The sequence below is a fragment of the bacterium genome, from assembly GCA_035559435.1.
GTDB lineage: Bacteria > Zixibacteria > MSB-5A5 > WJJR01 > WJJR01 > JACQFV01.
In genome coordinates this window covers 1-21332 of record DATMBC010000034.1, presented here as the reverse complement: position 1 = coordinate 21332, position 21332 = coordinate 1, and the positions used below count along the sequence as shown (strand labels likewise).

22 protein-coding genes and 1 tRNA gene are annotated in these 21332 nt (G+C 64.0%); 3 read left to right on the top strand and 20 right to left on the bottom strand.

What is annotated here, in order from left to right; all coding sequences use genetic code 11:
- Positions 1-262, top strand: a 262-nt coding sequence (locus VNN55_04040) for a hypothetical protein (GenBank protein ID HWO56719.1), incomplete at its 5' end; no start/stop codon positions are given.
- Between the two features lie 93 nt (positions 263-355).
- Here VNN55_04040 and VNN55_04035 read toward each other — a convergent pair.
- The 9 genes from VNN55_04035 to truB form a co-directional block, all read right to left on the bottom strand.
- Positions 356-1684, bottom strand: coding sequence for a DUF512 domain-containing protein (locus VNN55_04035; protein ID HWO56718.1), 1329 nt, complete (start codon positions 1682-1684; stop codon positions 356-358).
- A 1-nt stretch (position 1685) separates the two neighbouring features.
- Positions 1686-2312 carry a hypothetical protein gene (locus VNN55_04030; GenBank protein ID HWO56717.1) on the bottom strand — a complete coding sequence of 209 codons (627 nt, stop codon included), beginning with the start codon at positions 2310-2312 and terminating at the stop codon, positions 1686-1688.
- Between the two features lies 1 nt (position 2313).
- Entirely contained in the window at positions 2314-2934 is a 621-nt protein-coding gene (locus VNN55_04025) for a hypothetical protein (GenBank protein ID HWO56716.1), read from the bottom strand.
- A 122-nt stretch (positions 2935-3056) separates the two neighbouring features.
- A tRNA-Gly gene (locus tag VNN55_04020) sits at positions 3057-3128 on the bottom strand.
- Positions 3129-3185: 57 nt separating this feature from the next.
- A complete protein-coding gene (locus VNN55_04015) occupies positions 3186-4505 on the bottom strand; it encodes a pitrilysin family protein (GenBank protein ID HWO56715.1) in 1320 nt (439 codons plus the stop codon).
- A 169-nt stretch (positions 4506-4674) separates the two neighbouring features.
- The gene (locus VNN55_04010; protein ID HWO56714.1) at positions 4675-6846 is read right to left on the bottom strand and encodes a polyribonucleotide nucleotidyltransferase; all 2172 of its coding nucleotides are present in this window, start codon (positions 6844-6846) and stop codon (positions 4675-4677) included.
- Between the two features lie 180 nt (positions 6847-7026).
- Entirely contained in the window at positions 7027-7296 is a 270-nt protein-coding gene (gene rpsO / locus VNN55_04005) for a 30S ribosomal protein S15 (protein ID HWO56713.1), read from the bottom strand.
- A 35-nt stretch (positions 7297-7331) separates the two neighbouring features.
- The gene (gene ribF / locus VNN55_04000; protein ID HWO56712.1) at positions 7332-8216 is read right to left on the bottom strand and encodes a riboflavin biosynthesis protein RibF; all 885 of its coding nucleotides are present in this window, start codon (positions 8214-8216) and stop codon (positions 7332-7334) included.
- 74 nt (positions 8217-8290) lie between these two features.
- On the bottom strand, positions 8291-9223 hold the full coding sequence (gene truB, locus VNN55_03995) for a tRNA pseudouridine(55) synthase TruB (protein HWO56711.1): 933 nt from the start codon (positions 9221-9223) through the stop codon (positions 8291-8293).
- 81 nt (positions 9224-9304) lie between these two features.
- On the opposite strand from truB, the gene VNN55_03990 reads away from it, so the two are divergent.
- Positions 9305-9943 carry a GNAT family protein gene (locus tag VNN55_03990; GenBank protein HWO56710.1) on the top strand — a complete coding sequence of 213 codons (639 nt, stop codon included), beginning with the start codon at positions 9305-9307 and terminating at the stop codon, positions 9941-9943.
- A 406-nt stretch (positions 9944-10349) separates the two neighbouring features.
- Positions 10350-10961, top strand: a complete 612-nt coding sequence (locus tag VNN55_03985; protein ID HWO56709.1) for a hypothetical protein — start codon at positions 10350-10352, stop codon at positions 10959-10961.
- A gap of 82 nt (positions 10962-11043) precedes the next feature.
- On the opposite strand, the gene VNN55_03980 is transcribed toward VNN55_03985, so the two are convergent.
- The 11 genes from VNN55_03980 to infB form a co-directional block, all read right to left on the bottom strand.
- The gene (locus VNN55_03980) at positions 11044-11415 is read right to left on the bottom strand and encodes a hypothetical protein (protein HWO56708.1); all 372 of its coding nucleotides are present in this window, start codon (positions 11413-11415) and stop codon (positions 11044-11046) included.
- A gap of 261 nt (positions 11416-11676) precedes the next feature.
- On the bottom strand, positions 11677-12714 hold the full coding sequence (locus VNN55_03975; GenBank protein HWO56707.1) for a tellurite resistance/C4-dicarboxylate transporter family protein: 1038 nt from the start codon (positions 12712-12714) through the stop codon (positions 11677-11679).
- A 7-nt stretch (positions 12715-12721) separates the two neighbouring features.
- Positions 12722-12952 carry a DUF6755 family protein gene (locus VNN55_03970; GenBank protein HWO56706.1) on the bottom strand — a complete coding sequence of 77 codons (231 nt, stop codon included), beginning with the start codon at positions 12950-12952 and terminating at the stop codon, positions 12722-12724.
- Positions 12949-13494, bottom strand: a complete 546-nt coding sequence (locus VNN55_03965; protein ID HWO56705.1) for a Rieske 2Fe-2S domain-containing protein — start codon at positions 13492-13494, stop codon at positions 12949-12951. Before VNN55_03965 ends, VNN55_03970 begins: the two co-directional genes overlap by 4 nt.
- Positions 13491-14123 carry a 4Fe-4S dicluster domain-containing protein gene (locus VNN55_03960; protein ID HWO56704.1) on the bottom strand — a complete coding sequence of 211 codons (633 nt, stop codon included), beginning with the start codon at positions 14121-14123 and terminating at the stop codon, positions 13491-13493. Before VNN55_03960 ends, VNN55_03965 begins: the two co-directional genes overlap by 4 nt.
- A gap of 3 nt (positions 14124-14126) precedes the next feature.
- Positions 14127-16379, bottom strand: a complete 2253-nt coding sequence (locus VNN55_03955) for a molybdopterin oxidoreductase family protein (GenBank protein ID HWO56703.1) — start codon at positions 16377-16379, stop codon at positions 14127-14129.
- Positions 16372-17529, bottom strand: coding sequence for an MFS transporter (locus tag VNN55_03950; protein HWO56702.1), 1158 nt, complete (start codon positions 17527-17529; stop codon positions 16372-16374). The genes VNN55_03955 and VNN55_03950 overlap by 8 nt, the downstream gene beginning before the upstream one ends.
- Positions 17530-17787: 258 nt before the next feature.
- On the bottom strand, positions 17788-18789 hold the full coding sequence (locus VNN55_03945; protein HWO56701.1) for a bifunctional oligoribonuclease/PAP phosphatase NrnA: 1002 nt from the start codon (positions 18787-18789) through the stop codon (positions 17788-17790).
- Positions 18752-19117, bottom strand: a complete 366-nt coding sequence (rbfA, locus tag VNN55_03940) for a 30S ribosome-binding factor RbfA (GenBank protein ID HWO56700.1) — start codon at positions 19115-19117, stop codon at positions 18752-18754. Before rbfA ends, VNN55_03945 begins: the two co-directional genes overlap by 38 nt.
- A gap of 27 nt (positions 19118-19144) precedes the next feature.
- Positions 19145-19420: a DUF503 domain-containing protein gene (locus VNN55_03935; GenBank protein ID HWO56699.1), complete on the bottom strand. Its 276-nt coding sequence runs from the start codon at positions 19418-19420 to the stop codon at positions 19145-19147.
- 26 nt (positions 19421-19446) lie between these two features.
- On the bottom strand, positions 19447-21332 hold a 1886-nt coding region (gene infB / locus VNN55_03930; GenBank protein ID HWO56698.1), incomplete at its 5' end, for a translation initiation factor IF-2.

Here is a 21332-nt window from a genome sequence, read left to right as displayed (position 1 = left end):
CATGGCCGCGATGCTGGCCGGGGCCGCCTTTGTGCCGGCGCTGGCCCTGGCCTGCGGCGCCTGGACCAGCGGCAGCCGTCTCTTCGAAGTGCTCTATCTGTTCTGGTGGTATGCCGGGCCGCTCAACCGCGTGCCATCGCTGGACTACATGGGCGCCGCCGGCGCGCTGCACACACCGGGTGTCACCGTCGGCTACCTCATCGTGACGGCGATCCTGCTGGTGTTGGCCGCCGTGGGCCGCGCCCGCCAGATCTACGTGTAGACGGCAGGGGCGTATTGCATACGCCCGCCGCTCATCGACACGTGAAAGGGGCGTATGCAATACGCCCCTGCGCCGACACAACACGCGACGGCGTCAGGACAACGCCGCGGCCTGCGACGAGCGCACCGCGGTGATGCTGTTTTTGAGCGTGGCGATGAAATCGTATTCGGAGGTCAACACCGGTCGCTCGATGCGTGATTGCATCTCCGGCAGCGTGTCATCATCGATGAAGAGCCCATCGGTGTTGAGCGCCTCCGGCGGCAGGATCAGCGCATCGACATCGAGATTGGCCGCCAGAAACTGGGCGCTGATATCGGCCCCGGTCAGAAGCCCGGAGACGGTGACCGAGTGCCCCCAGAAATCGTTCTGCACGATCAACGGGACGACATCGAGGTTCTTGGTGCGCCGGGTGGCGCGCTCGCAGAGTTGGCTAATGAACGGCCCGGCCGATGTCCCGGTGGCGACACAGAACCGCATGGGCCGTGCCAGCCGGCGCGGCAGTTCCGCTTCGTGGGCGTCGTAGGCGGCCAGCAACTGCCGCACCATCCCGACCCCGTTTTCGATCTGGCAGTAGTCGTCGTAATACGACTCCGGCGGAATCTCGCGTCCGGCGATGAGGAACATCTCGTCGGCGGCGTAGATGACGCCGGCATCGTGCTTCTTCCTCATCTTCTTGTGCCGTTTGTCGATCTGGTCGAGGATCTCGCCGGCCAATGCGGGCGGCACCAGCGAGAGATTCGGCAGGTCGTTGCGGTGCTTGGTCAGGCCGATCGGCACCACACCCACCGAAAGCACATCGGGGTACAGGGCCAAAAGATCATCGAACGACTTCCACAGCGGCGCGCCATCGTTAAGTCCCGGCGTGACGACCAGCTGCGTATGGGTCTGGATGCGGTGCTCATGCAGCCATTTCAGCAGCGGCAGAATCGGCTTGGCGTCCGGCTTGCGCAGGAAGTCGCGCCGGACCTGGTCGTCGGTCGAGTGCACCGACACGTACAAGGGCGAAAGTCGCTGGGTGAAGACCCGCTCGTAGTCCTCATCGGTCATGTTGGTGAGCGTGACGAAGTTGCCATGCAGAAACGACAGCCGGTAGTCGTCATCCTTGATGTACAGCGTGCGGCGCATCACCTTCTTCGGCTGCTGCTTGACGAAACAGAAATCGCAGTCGGCTTTGCAAATGCGGATTTTGTCCGGCTCCCACTCGATGCCGAGGTCGGCATCGATGCGCTTGCGCAATTTGAGCGTGGCCTCGGTCCCGTCGGGACGGCGCACGGTCAATTCGAGCCTTTCCTCGGCGCCGAAGAACAGCGCGTCGATGACATCGCGCAAGACCTGCCCGTTGATCGCGACAACCTCGTCGCCGGGCAGGAGGGCATCGCGCGGGATGACCCGGTTGTGTACGACAGATCTGACGATGGGCATATCAGCAGTTGGGTGACGAGAAGTCGGTCAGTTCGGTCACGTGGGTATGTGGGTTCGGCTGCGTTGAGGCGGTGACTTCATACACGCGACCCAGACCGGGCGCATAGTAGATGTCCCGGACAAGGTCGCCGGTCTCGTTGGTCATGCGATAATGATGGGTCCAGAAGACGCCCGCCGGCACACTCACCACCGCGGCGGTGTCAACCACGGTGACGGCGTAATCCGGGCCGTTCTGCTCGATCACCCAAAAGTCGCCGATCACCGCCGGGAATTTCGCCATGCGGAACGGCGGGTTGTTGGTCGGATAGGCGAACTCATACCAGACCCACAGGCCGTCGTCGCGCAGCGTCCAGGCAAAGTCCCGGTCCCCGTCGGTGTCGATGCGATACCAGGTTTCACTGTCGATGACGGTGTCGCCGACAATCGCGACACGCTGCGCGCGGGTGGCTTTGAGGGTGTGGGTGGAATCGAATTCGCGGATGCGGTAATTCCAGCGATTGCCTTCGGCGATCGACACGATCGCGGCCGGATCGCCCAGACAAAAGCGCGCGTCATCGTCCCCATCGCAGCCCGCCAGCGCGAGCGCGCCGGCGGCCAGGAGGATCCCACGGTGGCTCAGTCTGGACATCTCAACATCCGGCGGTGCGGAATTTCAGCAGTTCCCGGGTCCGGAGAACCTGATTGGGCGGTGTGCCGATGATCGCGATTTCCTTGACCAGGCCAATGCCGCGGACAAAGTAACGCAGCGACACCACATGGCCGCCGTTAGATTGTTGGTAGGTAATGGCGGTGAATTGTCCGTAGGGAACGCGCACGATGGCCATCATGTCGGCCACCAGCATGGTGTCGCCATCCAGCTCGCCGGCCGGAATGGCGTACTGCTGTCCCAACGCCGCCGGGAAACGGGCCAGGAGATAGGGCTCGGTCTCGACGCTTTGCGGATCGCTCCAGACCCAGAACCCATCGGCGCGGTTGGCCCAGAGTTCGCCGTCAATGGAAGTCACCGACCAGGGGTCGCCGTCGGCGATGGTATCCTTGACGATCAGAATCGTGTCGGAGTGCGTGTCCACAATCGCGTTGGCGGTGTCACGGTCGGTGACGCGGTAGATCCAGATCGATTCGGGGTTGATGGCGACAATCACGGACTCATCGCCGATGCAGACGGATTCCTCATCATCGCCGCAGGCCGCGAAAAGTCCCACGGCGCAGGATGCGGCCACCAGCCAGACGGTCCCTCGTTGGGATATCATCACTCCACTCCGGGTTGCCGGATGATCTTGGATGCCGTGCGGGCAGTCGAACGAACAGCTCTCCTAATTTTCTACCGCGAAATCGCTGATTGGATCCGGGCCCCACCCCGATCGAGCGAAAAAGCGGGCGATGGGAATCGAACCCACGACGTCAAGCTTGGGAAGCTTGCATTCTACCGCTGAATTACGCCCGCAAGTGACGCGCCGATAATCTCCGAAGCGGGACCGGACCCGTCAAGCGGATTTCGGTCCTACGCCGCCGCGCGCGGCCTGACCGGAGCGCGGCGTGGTTTTTTGTCAAGACGTCCCCAGTCGATCCGGTCGAGCACGCTCTGGTCCACGGGGCCGAGGATCGAGGCCGCCGCGCGTTCCGGCAGAAAGGCCTCGGTCGCAACGCCGGCGACATCACGCACGGTCACCTTGTCGATCGAACGCATCGTCTGCTTGGGCGTGACATACCCGCCCAGATACAGCTCGTGACGCGCCAAACGGTGCATGCGCGAGGAGGTTGACTCCAGCCCCAACGCCAGATTGCCCTTCAGCTGCGACTGCGCGTCGCGCAATTCGGCCGCCGGAATCGCCTGGCGGCGCAGTTTGCCCAATTCCTCCAGGACCAGATCGGCCGCAACCACCACCTGGGCCGGGTCGCAGGCGAAATAGACCGCGAAGAACCCCGTGTCGACAAAGGAGTCCTGAAAGGCATAGATCGAATACACCAGCCCGCGCTTTTCGCGCACGCTCTGGAACAGGCGCGACGACATCCCGCCGCCCATCAGGTTGGTGGTGACCAGCGCGGCATAGCGGCGTTTGTCGACAAACGGCCAGGTCGGGAAACCGATCAGCACATGCGTCTGATTGATCTCGCGGCTAATCACGGCGCGCCGCGGCTGCGTGCCATTGACCGCCGGCGTCAAGGGCGGCGCGACCGACGGCGCCGGCAGATCGAGATGGCGTTTCACCAACGCCAGCAGACGATTGTGCGACAGCGCGCCCGATGCGGCCACCACAATCCGGTCGGGACGATAGAACAACCGACGATGCTGCGTCAGCCGCTCGCGCGTGGTCCGTCTCACGCTCTCCAGCGAGCCGGCGATCGGCCGCCCGATCGGATGATCGGGCCACATTTGCTCGGCGAACACGTCATGGATGTGTTCGTGCGGCGTGTCCTGGGTGTCCTTGATTTCCTCGGCGATCACTTTGCGTTCTTTGACCACTTCGGCGCCGGGGATGGTCGCGCGGGTGGCAATGTCGGCCAGCAGGTCAACCGCCACCGGCAGATCGTCGCACAGGATGCGCGCGTGGTAACAGGTGTGCTCGCGGGTGGTAAAGGCGTTGAGCACGCCGCCCAGCCGCTCCAGTTCGGTGGCGATCTGTTTGGCGGAACGGGTAGGTGTCCCCTTGAAGACCATGTGTTCGAGAAAATGCGAGACCCCCGCCACCTTCAGGTCTTCATGGCGCGAGCCCACTTCGATCCAGATACCCAGCGAAACCGACTCGCGATCGGGCAGGGACTCGGTGATGACACGCAGGCCGGACGGCAGTTGGGTCTTCTTGACGATTTCAGATGGCATAGGCGCACTCAATCCAGAAGTTCGGAATGTGGGGATGACAATCTTGAGCCTCCCGCTCGGATATTGCCATACTCAGCGTCAACAAGTGGCTGGGTCGGTTCCGCCCAATGCAATGCACGGGGCGGGCTTAGCCCGCCCCGTGCGCCGGATGACTCAGCCGGTTTCGGCGTTAACGACGGTGCCTTTCGGGACGGCGGCCGCGGTCGCCATCGCGCCGGGGACGTCCCCCGTCGCCCTCGCGCTTCGGCGGGTCGACATACCCCTCCGGACGCGGCAGCAGCGCCTTGCGCGACAGACGAACCTTCCCCGACGGGTCGATCTCGATCACTTTGACCTGCACTGTGTCGCCGAGTTTGAAGACATCCTCGACCTTTTCGGTGCGTTTGTAATCGATTTCGGAGATGTGCAGAAGTCCGTCGGTGCCCGGCAGGATCTCGACGAAGGCGCCGAAGTCGGCAATGCGCCGCACCTTGCCCTCGTAGACCTGATCCAGTTCGGGCTCTTCGACCATCGCCAGGATCATCTTCTTGGCGCTCTCGGCGGCGTTGACATCCACCGAGGCGACAATGATCGTGCCGTCGTCCTCGATATCCACCTTGGCGCCGGTCTGTTCGGTGATCGCCCGGATATTCTTGCCGCCGGGGCCGATCACCGCGCCGATCTGGTCGACTTTGATCTGGAAGATGATGATGCGCGGCGCATACGGCGACAGTTCCGGACGCGGCGCCGGCAACACGCTGTCCATGCGCTCCAGCACATGCAGCCGCGCGGCCTTGGCCTTCTCCAGCGCCTCGCGCATGATCGTGAAGTTCAGTCCCTGGATTTTCAGGTCCATCTGGAAGGCGGTGATCCCCTCGCGCGTGCCGGTGACCTTGAAGTCCATGTCGCCGAGATGGTCCTCGACACCGAGGATGTCGGTCAACACGACATACTTCTCCCCTTCCTTGACCAGGCCCATGGCGATTCCGGCCACCGGCGCCTTGATCGGCACGCCGGCGTCCATCAACGCCAGCGAACCGGCGCAGACGGTGGCCATCGACGAGGAGCCGTTGGACTCGAGGATGTCGGACACGATACGGATCGTGTACGGGAAAATCTCCTCATTGGGGATGACCGGCTGGATGGCGCGTTCGGCCAACGCCCCATGGCCGATCTCGCGGCGTCCCGGCCCGCGGATCGGACGCACCTCGCCGACCGAGTAGGACGGGAAGTTGTAATGCAGCATGTAGCTCTTGGTGGTCTCACCCATGATGTTGTCGAGACGCTGCTCATCGACCTTCGTGCCGAGGGTGCAGACGGCCAGGGCCTGAGTCTGCCCGCGGGTAAACAGCGCCGAACCATGCGTGCGCGGCAGGAAGCAGACCTCGGCCGAGATCGGCCGGATCTGATCGGGGTTGCGTCCATCGGCGCGGCGTCCCTCGTTGAGGATGCGCCGGCGCAGGTCCTCGTACTCGATCTGATCGATCACGCCGCCGATCGCTTTCTCCTTCTCGGGGAAGCGCTCGGCCAACGCGGCGCGGACATCGGCTTTGATCTGCGCGATCGTGTCCTCGCGCTCGGCCTTGTCGGTGATCTGGTTGGCGTCGCTGACACGCGTGGCGGCCAGCTCACGCACCGCCGCATCGAGCTCGGCGTCCAACGCCGGCGGCGTAAACGGCCGCTTGGGCTTGCCGACTTTGGCCTTCAGCTCGGCGACCGCGCGCACGATCTGGCCGATGTGCGTAAGACCAAAGCGCAACCCTTCGGTGAGGTCATCCTCGGAGACTTCCAGGCAGCCGCCCTCGACCATGATCACGTCGGTCGCGGTGCCGGCCACCACCAGACTCATGTCCGAATTCTCCAGCTCGGCCGCGGTCGGATTGATGACCAGCTTGCCGTCCACGCGGCCCACCCGCACCCCGGCGATCAGATGATCGAACGGGACATCGGAGATCGCCAGCGCACAAGCCGCCGCGCAGATGCCGAGCACGTCGGCGTCGTTCTGCTGGTCGGAAGAGAGCACGTTGACGTGGACCTGGACCTCGTTGGTGTACCCCTCGGGAAAGAGCGGCCGCAACGGGCGGTCGATCATGCGCGCCGAGAGGGTCTCCTTTTCGGTGGGGCGCCCCTCGCGCTTGAAGAACCCGCCGGGAATCTTTCCGGCGGCGTAGGCCTTCTCGCGATAGTCGACCGTCAGCGGGAAGAAGTCCCGATCGGGAATCCCTTCCTTGGAGGCGACCACCGCCGCCAGGACCACCGTGTCGCCATGACGGCACAGCACGGCCCCGTTGGCCTGCCGGGCGACATGGCCGGTCTCAAACGAGAACGGACGGCCGCCCAGATCAAACTGGATACGTTCCATGTAGAACACCTGATACGCGCCCCACGCTCCGTGGGACACGTCCTTTCGGTTTGCATCGGGTGGGATCTGCCGCGCGGGTCTGACGACCCGCTCAGGAGGGGTGGACGGCTCGTGCCAGAGTCGCGGACTTCGGCCGCGGCGCTGAAACGAGACGATCCCCCCCCGCCCGATGGCGCAAGGTTACTTGCGCAGGTTGAGATTGTCCAGCAACGTGCGGTACGCCGCAATATCGGTGTCGCGCAGATAATTCAGCAACCGCCGCCGCTGTCCTACGAGTTTCAGAAGACCGCGACGCGACGAAAAGTCGGTCTTGTGGGTCTCCAGATGTGTGGTCACCTCGTTGATCCGCGCCGATAACAGCGCGATCTGCACTTCCGGTGAACCGGTGTCGGAATCGTGGAGGCGGTAGGCCTTCACGATCGCTTGCTTCTTTTCCTTTGTGACGGGCACTGGCTGTCTCCCTCTGAGAACAGTGTGTTTGTTGCTTAAACCCCAAGCCGTCGACGAACCGTCCGTTCGTCGTCAGCCAATTGGCGAATCAACTCCGCCGGATCGGCAAAGGCCACCTCCGGACGGATGAACTCGGTTAACCAGAAGCATTCGGTCGGATGGCGAGGCGATCGCTCTTCCGCAGAACCGGCGAGGATATTGATCTCCAAACGCGGTGCTTGCCCCCCGAACGTCGGGTTAGACCCATAATACGCCATGCCCGGCCGTGGCGTTTGCCGGAAAGTCCACCCGGCATACACCCCAACTGGCGGTGGCAATTTAACTTGCGGCAGGGCCAGATTCCAAGTGGGATATCCGATCTCCCTCCCCTTTCTCAGGCCCGGCACCACTTCGCCGGTCACCGGGTAGGGGTGACCGAGAAGTTCAATGGCCCGATCAAAGGCATTGTCCATCAAGGCGTTACGTATTTCGGCGGACCCGATCTTGTGCCCGGGGACATCTTCGAGCAGTTCGACAATCTCTACTCCATCGGGAAGTTGCCCGCTCCGTCCGCGCAGCCACTCGCTGTCACCCTGCCGTCCTCTGCCGAAGCGGAAATCCGCGCCGGCGACCAGCATCCTGGCCTGCAGGGCGCCGGCCACGACATCGCGGAAGAATTCATCGGCGCTCAGCGCCGCGAAGGCGGCATCGAAATGTTGGATCACCACACCATCGGCACCATAGCGCTGGAAAAGCGCGGCGCGTTCATCGGGCAGCGTGAGCAGACGCGGCGCATGGCCGGGGTTGACCACGGTGCGGGGATGCGGATGAAAACTGAGAATCCAGAGCGGGGCCTGTAAACGGTCGGCATGACGGCGTGCCACGGCGATGGCCTGCTGGTGGCCGCGATGGACACCATCGAAGGTGCCGACGCAGACCACCGGCAGCGACGACGGGCGCGCCTTTGCCGCATCCGTCAAAAGCGGAATGCGCAGTGGCTCGGGAATCGGTGAGTTCAAATGAGCACGCATTGGTAGGAAAGAATAGGACCTACGGGTCCGATTGGACCTATTGCTTTTGAATCCAGCAGCGCCCTGCCGATGGCGGCGACGCCGTAGCCTTCCACACTGATGGCCAGATCGGCGCCGGCGGCAAACGCGCCGATCACCCGTGTCACCATCGCTCCGGTCAATGGCTGGCCGTGATGAATGACCCTGTCGGCTTCGGCGGCGACCTCGACCACCGGCAACGCAAGATAATCATCGATCGCCTCGGGGGCGGGCAGCTCCTCGCCGAGCGCCGCGCGCGCGGCCAGGTAATCGAGACCGTAGGCGCCCTCAACCCGCGACGTGCCGATGGCCTCGCGGCGCAACGCATGCAGGTACGCCCCGCAGCCCGCCTTCTCCCCCATCGCTTCCGCCAGTGATCGGATGTAGGTGCCGCTCGAGCAACGCACCCGCAGATCGGCGCGCGGCGGGTCATAGTCCAACAGTTCGAGGGCATCGATGCGGCTGGCGCGCGTCAGGATGGGGACATCCTCGCCGGCGTGCGCCAGTTCATAGCGGCGACGCCCGCCGCTGCGCACCGAGGCCAACGCCGGCACCGGCAGTTCGACCTCGCCGACCAAGGCCGCGCACAGATTCGTCAGCGACTCCGCGCTCGGCGGCGCGCCGCCGGTCGACGTGACTTGGCCATCGGTGTCGCCCGAATCGGAGGTCGCCCCGAAGGTGACGCCGGCATGGTAGGTCTTGGTTTGCGACGAAAGCCACGGCGCGATACGGGTGGCGCGTCCGACGACCAAAAGCAGCAACCCCGACGCCGCCGGGTCGAGCGTGCCGGTGTGCCCCACCCGCCGGATGCCATAGAGCCCTCGCACGACATCCACCACATCGTGCGAAGTCATGCCCACCGGTTTGTCGATGGGCAGGATGCCGGAGATTTCATCCATCGCCGGCCAATATAGCAAAATGGAAGGGATCAGGCGTCAGCGCGCTAACCTTCCCGGACCTTGATGCGCTATACTGCCGTCATGAATACGCTGTCCCCCACCTTGCTCGAAGGCCACGGCGTCCGATTGGAGCCGCTGGGGCCGGAACACGAAGCGGGCCTGCGCGCCGCGGTCGCCGATGGCCGTCTCTGGGAACTATGGTTTACCGCGGTGCCCGAGCCGGCCCAGGTCGGCGACTACATCGCCAAAGCGCTGGAAGGCCAACGGGCCGGGCACATGCTGCCGTGGGCGGTCCGTGAACTGAAGACCGGCGCCCTGGTCGGAAGCACGCGCTACCATGACATCCTGCCCGCGGTCGGTCGTGTCGAGATCGGCTACACCTGGTATGCGAAGTCGTGGCAACGCACCCACATCAACACCGCCTGCAAATTCCTGCTTTTGACCCACGCCTTCGAAGCGGTCGGCTGCCAGGTGGTCGGCCTGCGCACCGACAACTTCAACTTCGCTTCGCAGCGGGCCATCGAGCGTCTGGGCGCAAAAAAAGACGGCGTCATCCGCCACCACCAACTGCGCCGCGACGGCACGGTGCGCGATTCGGTGATGTACAGCATCCTCGCCGGCGAATGGCCGGATGTCAAAAGGCATCTTCAACTGCGGCTGGCACGGCACGAGATGACGAAGCGGCATGTCTCCAATGAATCCGCACTCTTCGGCCCATGAGCATGTTGGAGAGCAGCCGTGTGGAGCCCACTTGATCTCGTAACCTGACTGTCCTGTCTTTGCGCGTTCACGCGCTCGCCCGCTTTCCGGACGAAGCCCCGGCCCACGCATTTTGCAGGAAGCTCCTCACGATCGGGCGGAGACATGGCCGCTGATCCGGTCCGGGCCAATGGCCCGGTTCCATCGATGTAATGGCCCCTCCCCACACTCTTGGAAATCGCGCAACCCTTGTCCTGTTTCGTGATTGAACAGCTCCGCTCGTGCAATCCTCGAATCCTGTTGCCGCACAACGGATCGGCGTCCTGCGCTCGTTCGGAACAGAGTGGGCACAAAGGTTGCAGGAGCGCCAGCGGTGCGGGTATCCGCGCGAGGAACACCTGCACGAAGCCTGAACCGAGGAGACCAGATGACCAAATCACAACACGGGACATTGACAGCGCTTGGGCTGGCGATTCTGGCCTGCGTCTTTCTGCTGGCCGTCGGATGCGGCGAGAATCCTTCCGGGATGATTGCCTCCGGAGGGAACGGCGCTGATCCGAGCGCCATCCAGTATGTGTATGACAATTATGGCGATCCGTTCAGCACAGACACGCAGAATGCCGATGCCGGGCTGACCCCGCTGGCGAAACACTTCAAATTCAAAGTTGACGGCGACAGCGCCCTGATCGGCGCAAGCGGCGGCACGCTCGAACTGCAGATGCGGGGCTTCAAGAGCAGCCTTAAGATCCCGAAGGAAGCCCTTTCGTCCGACGTGATGATCACAGCCGAGGGCGTGCTCGTTACGACCCCGTTCAGCGAAGTGCTGCTGTATGACTTTGGGCCGGATGGGCTGGTCTTCAATCTTCCCACCGAGCTCGAAGTTGACGCGGGGCAACTCGAGAATGGCACTCCCTTCAGTCTCTTCTGGTGGAACCCGGTCTCAGAGTCATGGGAGTTCCAGCAGGAGGTCCTGGTCAAACATCACAAGCTCGCGTTCGAGGTCCACCACTTCTCGAAGTATGGAATCGCCGCTCGCTGATGCCACTGGGAACGCGAAGCTCGGAAAAGGCCCCGGTGATCCTGCCGGGGCTTTTTTTGGCGTGGTTGTCGAGACAGACCGTTTACGACGGTCTGGTGAAAGGGGACGAGGCGTAAATCAAGTCAGGCATGCTTGACCTGTTCTTCGAAAAACCGCGCCGCGTCATCCATCGATGTCTGGGCGAGAAATCCAGCGGCGTTCCTGTGGCCGCACCGCCGGATTGACGCGCCAGTTTGGCGACATCGATCGAGTCGGACGAACCCAGACTGATCCTGGTCAGAGGTGTGTCGAGCTCTTTGAGCAAGGCGCCGACGCGCGCGGTCTTGATCGAGAGCGAATAGTCGACCAGTCCCTCGGTGTCGCGCGGGGGCACGCCGTATTTCCGCCAGTCGCTTTGCCACAAAAGCGGCATGCACAGGGCGCCGCTGAGGCGCACCCGGGCATTGGCGAGCATTTCATGCATCAGACGGAACGGCGCCTCGCCCTCCCTGGTCGGGACTGAGAGGGCACTGACATCGCGGTGGAGGCGGCAGCACTGTTGCGTGTGAAAAAGATTGCTTCGTGGGACGATCCGCCTCCGGCGGATTGTCCTCCTCGCAATGACGGCACGATTCCTCAATGGCAATTGCCGGGCGACATTGCGAGCCCCGCTGTCTCTGGGGGCCTTGAGCGAAACGAATCGGGTGCGGGGCGAAGCAATCCTTTTCATCCGCCGTCACCGCGGCGCCCGCCAAGCCGCCGCCCACGCCCGCAGCATGCCGAAGGCGGTCAAAAGCCAGGCCGCCAGCGCGAAGTAGATGAAGACGCGCGGAATTGCCTTGAGGAAATCGATCCCCAGCGCCTCGGCCAGGCGCCAGGTCGCCATCGTGTACATCGCCAGCGGGAAGACCATGCCCCAGTAGAGGGGATCGTAGGTGAAGGGGAACCGCCGCCAGCCATGCCGCCAAAACCCCAGCATCAGCAACGCCGGTATCCACCAGGTGGCCGCGCTCCAGAAAAAGAGCGTGAAGCCGCGGATGAAAGGCATCATCGAGGCCAGCAACGGCTGATCGGGCAGCCGCAGGATCAGGGCGGCTCCGGCCAGCGTGGTGATCGCCACCGCGCCCATGTTGATCCAGTAGGGCGGCGTCAGGGTCGCCGAGTCGACTTCGAGGAAGGTGAGGCGATAGAAGATGAGCGTGATGATCGCCAGATAGAGCATGCAGCCAATGAGAAAAAAGACCAGCGCGCCGAAGCCCACGATCGCAACCGGCAGACCGAAGGGATCGCGCAGGGTCACCGCCAGCACCGACACCGATTGCGTCGCCACCGTGGCGATCAGCCAGGCGCCATTGATGCCGCTTTTGATGTCCGGCTTCTCCGCACGGATGATCACCGCGGTGAAGAACCCATACATGATGACCAGCCACAACAACGCGCCAACAGCGAGCAGCCCTTCGGCGATACCACGCTCACCCGCCACCAGCGCGAATTGCGTTCCGAGGATACAGGTGCCGGCGATCAGCGTGAAGAAACCCGGGCCGCGCGAATGGTTGGCGAGATCGGCGGTGACACGCGCCGGAAACGCAATCACGCGGATCAGGGTGAGGATCGCGAGGATGGCATAGGCCGCCACATTGACAATCAGGAACGCCTGCGCCAGGACATGCCAGCCCAGCAGCAGGCAGGCGATCGAGACGGCGCCGGTGGCCATCACCAGCGCGAAATATCCGGGAAACAGTCCGGCGATGCCCTCGGCGAGTCGCGCGCGCATCCCTCATCTACCTTTCCAGACGGAAGAGGTACACCAGCAAGCCGACATTCAGCCCGAGGCAGGCCAGACTGGCCAGCGCCGCCGGCCAGACGACCACGGTGTTGCCGCCCAGGTAGGCGCTCATGGTCGCCGTCAAAAGCCACAATTGCAGAATCACGATCAACACGATCAACGCGAGAATGCCGTTGATAATGATCGTGCGCTGGTGCAGCCCGAAGCGGCGTCGCGGCGCGCTCATACGGCCATTCCCTCCATGGCGACGGCGTAGACATGCTCGCCGCGAATCTCCAGACGCACCCGCGGCAGGGGGCGTCGCGGCGGGCCGGACAGCGGCTGTCCGGTGGCCAGATCGAAGTTGCCGTTGTGGCAGGGACAGTGGAAGCGTCCCTGATCGGCCTGCGCGATCACCGGACAGGACAGATGCGTGCACAATTGGCTGAACGCCACCGCCTCGCGCTCGCCGGTGCGCACCAGAATGCAGGCCTGCCCCGGTTCGGGGTAATCAAAGATCAGCGATCCGCCGACCGGCAGGTCGGCCAGACGCGCGATTTCCAACCCCGGCGCGGATTCCTTGCGGCGAAGCAAACTCTGCGCGGCGATCCAGAATTGCCCGACGACAAAGGCCACGCTGGTCAGGACCATGAACTTGGTGAACTCGCGGCGGGTGACGTACTGTTCGACATGCTGGTCGATGGGGAAGTCCTGGCGCCAGCGCGGCTGCTCCTCGGGGGCGCGTCCATCGGGCGGACGGGTGATCTGGTCGGAGACCGGGTCGCTCATTGCCCTTCTCCCTCATCGCACAGATTGTCCATGATCAGATCGGCGCTTGGCCCGGCGAGCGCGGCGGTGACATCGAGCGCGTCGGGTTCAAAATCCGCCGGCACCATGATCTTCACCTTGGTGGTGATGCTCTGCCGTCCGAACTGGAAGGCGTCGATCGCGCGCGAATGCGGACGGGCCGCGGCGATCTCATCGGCGGCGCCGAAGAAGAGCGCCTGGCTGGGGCAGACCGACGCGCACATCGGCTTGAGGCCGACCGAGGAACGGTCGTAGCACATGTCGCACTTCATCATCAGATTGGCGGCGGTGTGCATCTTCGGCACGCCGAAGGGACAGGCCAGCACGCAGTTGTTGCAGGCAACGCAGTGCGGCTTGCGGGCGGTCTGCACGACGCCGTCCGGGGTGCGCTTGATCGCATCGGCGGGGCACACCTCGGCGCAGGTCGGCTGGTCGCAGTGCATGCAGATGACCGGCACGGTCTGCGGGGAGGCGCTGCGGTCGATGTAGTCGAGTTGGATCATCGACTGGCCCTTGTGCGAGTCGCATTCGGTGCAGGCCAGCACACAGGCGTTGCAACCGATGCAGCGTCCGGGGTCAATGTAAAAGTTCAGATGTCCGGGCACGGGCACGGCCTAATCCCCTCCCGCGGCCTCGGCCGCTTCGGCCGCGGTCGCCTTCCGCACCCGCACCGCGCAGACCTTGAACTCCGGGATCTTCGAGATCGGGTCCTGCGCCGAGATGGTCAGTTGGTTGATGCTGCGCCGGCCCGCCCAGTGGTATGGCACAAACACGGTGTCGGGACGGATCGTGCGCACCACCTGCGCGCGCAAAGTGATCCGTCCGCGCCGCGATTCGACGGTGGCCCAGGCGCCGTCGGCGATGCCCTGCTTGTCGGCCAACTGCGGGTGCAGTTCCAAACGCGGCTCCGGATACATGTCGACCAACGGGCCGATGCGACGGGTCTGCGAGCCGGAGAGGAACTGGCTGATCACCCGTCCAGTGGTCAGCATCAGCGGATAGTCGCTGTCGGTGACTTCGGCGGGCGGCGTGTAGACAGCGACATTAAAGCGCGCTTTGCCGTCGGGGAAATAGAATGGCCCCTTTCCTTGCGCGACCGGATTCCAGCTGCCCGGTTCAAACAGGCGCGGCGTGCCGGCGTGGTCATCGGCGGGACAAGGCCAGAAGACGCCATCCTGCGCCTCGATCTTCTCGTAGGTGATCCCGGAATAATCGGCCACCCCGCCGCGCGAGGCGACGCGCAGTTCATCGAAAATGGCGCGCGGACTGTCGAAGGAAAATCCCTGGGGCCGTCCGATGGCGCGCGCGAGGTCCTGGATGATGCGCCAATCCTTACGCGCCTCGCCCGGACAGTCGACCGCCTTGTTGATCTTGATCACCCGTCCTTCGGCGCTGGTGACCGTCCCCTCATCTTCCTCATGGAGCGAACCGGGCAGGACGAGGTGGGCGTAACGCGCGGTCTCATTCAGGAAGAAGTCGATGGCGACATAGAACTCGAGTTTCTCCAACTGCCGGCGGATGAAACTGTTGTCCGGCAGTGACACCACCGGATTAAAGCAGATGGACAGCAACCCGCGGATTTCGCCGCGGTCGATTTTGCGGAAAATCTCGTAAGCGTCGACCCCGGGCTGCGGCAGATCGGCCGGGTCCATCCCCCAGACGCCGGCGATATAGGCGCGGGCTTCGGGATCGGCCAGTTTGCGCGCGCCCGGCAGTTGGTCGCACTTCTGCCCATGCTCGCGTCCGCCCTGCCCGTTCCCCTGGCCGGTGATGGTGGCGTAGCCGCAGAACTCACGGCCGATACGTCCCGAGGCCAGCACGATGTTGATCGCCCCCAGGACATTCTGCACCCCGTGGCTGTGGTGCTCGATGCCGCGGGCATGCATAAGGAAGCTGGTCTGCGCGGTTCCCCACCATTCGGCGGCCTGACGGATGGTCTTCTCGGCGATTCCGGTCACGGATGCGGTCTGCGACGGCGTCCATTCGCGCACCTGCGCGGCGACTTCGTCGAACCCGACGGTCTGTTGCTCGATGAAGGCGCGGTCAATCCAGTTGTTTTCAATCATCAAGTGCAGGATGCCGTTGAACAGCGCGACATCGCGCCCCGGTTTGATGGGCAAAAACAGGTCGCAGGTGCGGGCAATGGGCGTGACACGCGGGTCGACCACGATCACCCGCGCGCCCCGTTCACGCGCCTGCCAGATGTAGTCGGTGGTGATCGGCGCGCACTCGGCAACATTGGCCCCGGAGACCCAGATCACCGCGGCGCCGAGGATGTCGCTCCAGGGGTTGGCGGCACGGTCGATGCCGAAGGCCTTGGTGTTGCCCGCCCCGGCGGAGACCATGCAAAGACGGCCGTTGTAGTCGATGTTGGAGGTGCGCAGCGCCATGTGCGCGAACTTGCCGACCAGGTAGGTCTTCTCGGTGGTCAGACTGGCGCCGGAGAGCACCGCCATCGCATGCGGGCCGTAGGTCGACTGAATGCGGCGGATCTCCGACCCGGCCAGCGCGATCGCTTCCTCATAGGGCAGCGCGCGGAATCCGCCGGGCGCGGACGCGTCGCGCCGGTAAGCATGCAGCAGGCGGTCGGGGTGAGCGCCCTGAAGGTAGCGTTTGATCCCCTTCGGGCAGAGCATGCCGCGGTTAAAGGGGAAATCGTAGCGCGGCTCAAAGCCGATGACCTCGTTGTCTTTGACCTTCAGCCGGATGCCGCACTGCTGGCCGCAGAAGCAGCAGTGGGTATCGACCATCCGGTCGGGTTCGACGCCGGTGTCGAGGCGCAGCCCCTCGGAATAGGCCACATGCGGGCCGAACGGGTCATCGGCCCCGGGGTCGACCACCGCGGTGAAGGGCCATCCTTCAGGCATGGAACCTTCTTTCATCCTCACGGCCCAACGGTCCCAGACCGAGGCCGGGATTGACGTATTCGGGCACGGCGCCCGGGGCGGCGACCACGCCGCCACGCGCGCCCTGCCAGGCGCGTCCCTGCGCCATCGCCAAGAGCGCGCGACGGCACCCCGGGCAGATCCACTGGAAGTGCTCCTGCGGCCACTCCAGATCGTAGGAGAATCCCAGCGCGCGCTCGACGTGAATGAGGTCCTCGACATGCATGCGCGAGGTGAAGGGACGTTCGCAGCGGCGGCAGCGCGCCGGCTCCGCTTCCTGGCCGACATCCTTGTAGAGTTTCACGCCCAGTTGCGCCGGCCGCTGGAAGATGTGGAAGAACTTGCCGAAGGGCATCCAAAGCAGCGTATAGATCACCACAATCGCATGCAGCAGACTGAGGAAATCATACCCATAGCCGTCCATCCAGGTGTAGCTGACCGTCAGCATCAACCCGGTGACGCTGACGGCGAACAGGAGGAACAGCGGCATGATGTCCTCGGCGAAGTTCTGCAACGCCGCCGCCGACTCTTCGCGCATGCGCCGCCGCATGGCCAACATCACGCCCGCGACCACCAGAATTGACGACCAGACCAGGCCGTGGAAGACGATGAAGCCGAAGAGGGAATCGACCGCGAAGGTGAAAGTGGGCAGCCCGAAGACGAAGGCGCGATACGTCTGCGGTTGCCCCGGCACGCTCTCGAACATGATCCAACCGAAAACCAGCGGGAAGGTGATCGCCACCGCGATGATTGTGCCCCACATGATGAGCAGGTGCGCCGCGCCGCGCAGCCAGTGACGCGCCCAGATGAAACGGTTGGCCATGAAGTCGGAGACAAAATGCCGGAGGCCGCGCATCAAGTTGCGCGCGCCGCGGCGCTTGCGCAGACTCTGCAACCCTCGCCGCCAGTACATCGCCGTGGGGGGACGCCGCAGCCACATGGCGTAGCGGTAGGTAATGCCGAAGGTCGCAAACAGCACCGAGAAGGTGTAGGCCACCAGCGCCGCGTCGAAATGGTCGAGATTTCGCGAGCCGATCACAACCAGCGCCGCGGTGATCACGGTCACCGCCGTTGCCCAGGCCAGGGCGTGGACCATGTCGCCGCGTGTGTGTGGTGTCGTTTTCGTCGCCATGGCAAACCGGACGCTTTCCCTCTCGGTTGCCTACAATGTCCGCCATGATAAGCCCCGTCAACGGCATTTTCGCGGCCTCTGTCACAAAAGCGACGGCCGCGGCCTTAAGCGTCGTGAACACCGGCTTGCAGCGGAGATAAAGCGGCGGGACTTAAGGTCTGCGTGAATGGGCGGTTATGGCGCGCGGCGTCTGGAATCGAGACGTTATCGGAGGGCCCGAATGCCCCTTGCCCGGCCGGCGGGCCGACGCGCGGAAACTCAGCGGGAGCGGAGTTGGGATTCGAGGAAGTCGGCGGCTTCGTCGATGGGCAATTCGACTTTGAAGCCGGCGGCGTTCTTGTGGCCGCCGCCGCCGAATTGACGCGCCAGTTTGGCGACATCGATCGAGTCGGGCGAACGCAGACTGATCTTGGTCAGGCGCGGGCCCAGCTCTTTGAGCAAGGCGCCGACGCGCACGGTCTTGATCGACAGCGAATAGTCAACCAGCCCCTCGGTGTCGCGCTGCGGGACGCCATAGCGGGCCAGGTCGTCCTGCCGCAAAAGCAGCATGCAAAGGGTGCCATCGAGACGAATCTGGGCGTTGGCGAGCACCTGATGGATCAACCGGAACTGCGGTTCGGCCATCTGGTAGTAGATGCGGTCGGTCAGGTCGGTCAGGTTGGCGCCCAGTTCCACCAATTCCGACGCGATCGCCAGGGTGCGGGCATTGGTCGAGGGATGCCGGAACCGTCCGGTGTCGGTCACCAGCGCGATGGCCAGCTGTTGCGCCATCGTCCTGGTGATCCGTGCCCGCCAGTACTTGAGCAGGTCGAACACCAGTTCGCCGCAGGCGGCGCGGCCGGTGTCGACCACGTTGATGGTGCCGAAGCGGGTATTCTTCTGGTGATGATCGATGTTGATGATCGGCACCCCGCCAGGGATGACCGGCTCAACATTGCCGGTGCGATCCAGCGAAGAGCATTCGAAGATGACCACCGCATCCCAGACCGGCCAGGCGGGCTTGTCGCCGACCTCGCGCACCAATCCACGGCGGTCCATGAAGGCGTACTTGTCCGGCACGCCGCCGTGGTTGAGGATGTCGGCGCGGCGGCGTTTCTGCCGGGTCCAGTACTCGTAGAACGCCAACTGGCAGCCCAGCGAGTCGCCGTCGGGGTCCTGATGCGCGGTGATCAGAATCCGGCGGGCATCGCGGAGCGCCAGCGCGATGCGGCGGGCCACGGCCTTATTCAGCTTGACGGCGTTCGCGGTTGATCTGGTCAAACAATTGCTCCAGTTTCAGACTCTCCTCGATCGAGGCGTCGAATTCGAATTTCAAATGCGGCACATGGTGAATCTTAATGCTCTCGGCGATGCGCCGCTGCAGGAAGGTCGCGACCTTGCCAAGTTTCTCGCGGCAGTCCTTGCGCGCGGCCTCGTCGCCGAGCACCGAATAGCGGATGGTCGCCTCGCTGAAGTCGCGCGCCAGGTCGCAGCGCGTGACGGTGACCATCGTCAAGTCGAAGTCCTTCACCTCGTGGTGAATCGCTTCGGCGACGATGCGCTTGATGGCGTCGGCGACGCGTTGGGTGCGGTCGTTGCTGCGGGTCATGGGATGTCCTCCGGCGATTGGCGGACGCTACAGGTCCAGGTCGCAGGCGGTCAGGATCATCTCGCCCGGACGCTCGGCCTCGTTGACCACGTGGGTGAGGATGCTGTGCAGGTGCGACCGCTGGTTGGAGACGGCGGCGGCCTCCAGCACCGCCCGCTGCCACTCATCCTGCGACTCGATCTCGGCGATGGCGACGGCGTATTGACGGCGCGTGTGCTCCATGAAGCGCCGGATGATGCCGCGCTTCTCCTTCAAGCTGTGGCACGCCGGAAGGTGAAACTCCAGGCGAACGCTGCCGATCATGACGGTTACCGCCCCGGAGGAGGCGCCTACAGTTTGCGCTCCTGCTTGGTCACGCGGAAGAATTCGAACACGTCCCCCACCTTGACGTCGTTGAAGTTCTCGATTTTGATGCCGCACTCGAGGCCGGCGCCGACTTCCTTGACCTCGTCCTGAAAGCGGCGCAGTGTGCCGATCACGCCGGTGTAGATCGTCACGCCGTCGCGGACGACGCGCACCGAGTCCTTGTTGTGCACCGTGCCCTCGATCACTTCGCAACCGGCCACCGTGCCGACCTTCGACACCTTGAAAGTCTCCTTGACCTTCACTTCGGCGGTGCGCTCCTCGACTTCAATCGGCGCCAGCATGCCCTCCAGGGCGCGCCGGATGTCGGATTCGGCCTCGTAGATGATGTCGTAGAGACGGACATCGACGCCCTCGCTTTTGGCCAGGTCGCGCGTGCGGGTGTCGGGACGGACATGGAAGCCGATGATGACCGCATCGGAGGCGGCCGCCAGCAGCACATCCGATTCGGTGATCGCCCCCACCCCGCGGTGGATGACGTTCACCGAGATTTCCTCGGACTTGATCTTCGAGAGCGTGTCGGCCAGCACCTCGACCGATCCGTCCACGTCGCCCTTGATCACGATCTTCAACTCCTGGATCGCTCCTTCCTTGATGCGGTCATACAGGTTGGAGAGCGAGGCCTTGGCGATCAGATGGTGTTGCTGTTCGCGCTTGAGCCGTTCGCGGGCATGCGAGATTTCGCGCACCTGCTGTTCGTCCTCGGAGACGACGAAGGTGTCGCCGGCCTGCGGCACGCCCGAGCATCCGGTGACCTGCACCGGCGTCGACGGCCCCGCCTCGCGCACCGGCTTGCCGCGCTCGTCGAGCATGGTGCGCACACGGCCATAGTGGGCGCCGGTGACGAAGAAATCGCCGATGCGCAGCGTCCCCTGCTGGACCAGCACCGTGGCCACCGGTCCGCGGCCGCGGTCCAGCTGCGCCTCGATCACCACGCCGCGGGCGTGACGGTCGGGATCGGCCTTCAGTTCGAGCAGTTCGGCCTGCAACAGCACCATTTCGAGCAATTGGTCGACGTTGGTGCCCTTCTTGGCCGAGACGGGGACCATGACGGTCTTGCCGCCCCACTCTTCAGGAATCAGGCCATGCTCGGACAATTGCGATTTGACCCGTTCGGGATCGGCGCCGGGGAGATCAATCTTGTTGATGGCGACGATGATCTGCACGCCGGCGGCCTTGGCGTGGTCGATCGCCTCAATCGTCTGCGGCATGACCGCGTCATCGGCGGCGACCACAAGAATCACGATGTCGGTGGCCTGGGCGCCGCGGGCGCGCATCGCCGTAAACGCCTGGTGACCGGGCGTGTCGAGGAAGGTCACCCGGCCACGGTTGGTCTCGACCGTGTAGGCGCCGATGTGCTGCGTGATGCCGCCCTTTTCGCCGGCCACGACATTCGCGCGGCGGATATAGTCCAGAAGCGAGGTCTTGCCATGGTCGACATGGCCCATGACCGTGACCACCGGCGGTCGAGGCTGCAGCTTGGTCTCGTCGATAGGCGTTTCGGCGAGCATCTCCTCGCCAATTTCCTCAACCTGTTTGATGCTGAAATCGAACTCGAGCGCGATCGTCTCGATGGTGTCCAGATCGAGGCGCTGGTTGACGGTGGCCAGCATGCCCAACTCGAGGCACTTGGCGACCACCTCTGTCGGACTGACAGCCATCTTGTGGGCCAGCTCGGCCACCGACATGAACTCGTTGACTTCGATGGTGCGCGACGGCTCGACAAACTCCTCGACGCCATCCTCGCGACGGGCGCGGCGTTTGGGCTTGGCGCGTGTCCCCAACTGGGCGATCGTGCGGCGGAACGACGCCGCCACCTCTTCCTGATCGACACGGGAGCCGCGCTTTTTGT

Coding starts and splice junctions, on each gene's coding strand:
- truB (HWO56711.1), bottom strand. CDS start 9,223: ATGGATGAAATCTCCGGCATCCTGCCCATCGACAAACCGGTGGGCATG.
- VNN55_03950 (HWO56702.1), bottom strand. CDS start 17,529: ATGGCGACGAAAACGACACCACACACACGCGGCGACATGGTCCACGCC.
- VNN55_04025 (HWO56716.1), bottom strand. CDS start 2,934: ATGATATCCCAACGAGGGACCGTCTGGCTGGTGGCCGCATCCTGCGCC.
- VNN55_04010 (HWO56714.1), bottom strand. CDS start 6,846: ATGGAACGTATCCAGTTTGATCTGGGCGGCCGTCCGTTCTCGTTTGAG.
- VNN55_03980 (HWO56708.1), bottom strand. CDS start 11,415: ATGCTCGCCAATGCCCGGGTGCGCCTCAGCGGCGCCCTGTGCATGCCG.
- VNN55_03970 (HWO56706.1), bottom strand. CDS start 12,952: ATGAGCGCGCCGCGACGCCGCTTCGGGCTGCACCAGCGCACGATCATT.
- VNN55_03975 (HWO56707.1), bottom strand. CDS start 12,714: ATGCGCGCGCGACTCGCCGAGGGCATCGCCGGACTGTTTCCCGGATAT.
- VNN55_04035 (HWO56718.1), bottom strand. CDS start 1,684: ATGCCCATCGTCAGATCTGTCGTACACAACCGGGTCATCCCGCGCGAT.
- rbfA (HWO56700.1), bottom strand. CDS start 19,117: ATGACCCGCAGCAACGACCGCACCCAACGCGTCGCCGACGCCATCAAG.
- VNN55_03990 (HWO56710.1), top strand. CDS start 9,305: ATGAATACGCTGTCCCCCACCTTGCTCGAAGGCCACGGCGTCCGATTG.
- VNN55_03965 (HWO56705.1), bottom strand. CDS start 13,494: ATGAGCGACCCGGTCTCCGACCAGATCACCCGTCCGCCCGATGGACGC.
- VNN55_04030 (HWO56717.1), bottom strand. CDS start 2,312: ATGTCCAGACTGAGCCACCGTGGGATCCTCCTGGCCGCCGGCGCGCTC.
- VNN55_03935 (HWO56699.1), bottom strand. CDS start 19,420: ATGATCGGCAGCGTTCGCCTGGAGTTTCACCTTCCGGCGTGCCACAGC.
- VNN55_03955 (HWO56703.1), bottom strand. CDS start 16,379: ATGCCTGAAGGATGGCCCTTCACCGCGGTGGTCGACCCCGGGGCCGAT.
- VNN55_04015 (HWO56715.1), bottom strand. CDS start 4,505: ATGCCATCTGAAATCGTCAAGAAGACCCAACTGCCGTCCGGCCTGCGT.
- VNN55_03985 (HWO56709.1), top strand. CDS start 10,350: ATGACCAAATCACAACACGGGACATTGACAGCGCTTGGGCTGGCGATT.